Genomic DNA, 455 nt, shown 5'->3' on the forward strand with positions numbered 1-455 from the left:
ATATGAAGGTATCCAAAGTGTAGCGAATTCTCTTTTATATTTAGAATAAATATAAAAACCCACCTAAGAAGGTGGGTTTTTAATTTAATCATAAGGTGAATTTAATCCCCACGCATCTCGCGATAGAAAAATATTGCATATATATTGCATATATTGAGGTTACACGATTGTGGCTAATGCCTGAAAGGGTCGCCTTTCTTCACCTAAATCTAATTTTTTAATTGGCCCATTGAGTTCTTCTATTTGTTTAGCTAAGGTCGGATCAGCAATCAATGAGTTCAACTCATTTTCTACACTTGTATAGCTAAAACCATTCTTTAGGGCTAAAGTGTGTAAATGAGTTAAAATAATGATTTTGAACTCAAAACCTTTATTTTCTAAGTACTCATACTCGTACTTCACTCTTGAGAGAGCTTGCTTTGCATTTAGTCCACTTGCTTGGAACTCCTCAAAGG

1 protein-coding gene is annotated in these 455 nt (G+C 34.1%); it reads right to left on the minus strand.

The window, feature by feature from the left end:
- Nucleotides 1-159 precede the first annotated feature (159 nt).
- Nucleotides 160-455: hypothetical protein (locus AC1DUA_RS40625; RefSeq protein ID WP_477505019.1), on the minus strand; the 296-nt coding region annotated here is incomplete at its 5' end.

The organism is Paenibacillus sp. 01T422 (assembly GCF_056398785.1).